The following is a 393-nucleotide window of genomic DNA, read 5'->3' as shown; positions in this document are numbered from 1 at the left end:
AGCACATCGTGATCCTCATGCAGGAAAACCGCTCGTTCGATCATTACTTCGGCACGCTCCGTGGCGTGCGCGGGTATGGCGATACGCGTACCGTCACGCTGCCGAGCGGCAAGAGCGTGTGGCATCAGCCGGTGGCCGGCGGCGCGGGCGAGGTGCTGCCGTTCCGCCCGAGCGCGCCTGATCTCGGCCTGCAGTTCCTGCAAGACTTGCCGCACGGCTGGAACGACACGCACCTTGCCGTCAACGGCGGGCGTTACGATGGCTGGGTCCCACACAAGGGCACCACGACGATGGCGTACCTGACGCGCCAGGACATTCCGTTCCACTATGCGCTGGCCGACGCCTTCACCATCTGCGACGCCTATCACTGCGCCACGCCCACGTCGACCGACC

The 393-nt window shown here is 66.2% G+C and carries 1 protein-coding gene; it reads left to right on the top strand.

Annotated features, from left to right (window positions below):
* On the top strand, positions 1-393 hold a 393-nt coding region (locus D7V93_RS44290; protein ID WP_279637008.1), incomplete at both ends, for an alkaline phosphatase family protein.

Source organism: Corallococcus llansteffanensis (assembly GCF_003612055.1).
Taxonomy (GTDB): Bacteria; Myxococcota; Myxococcia; order Myxococcales; family Myxococcaceae; genus Corallococcus; species Corallococcus llansteffanensis.
This window is presented reverse-complemented; position numbering and strand designations above follow the sequence as displayed.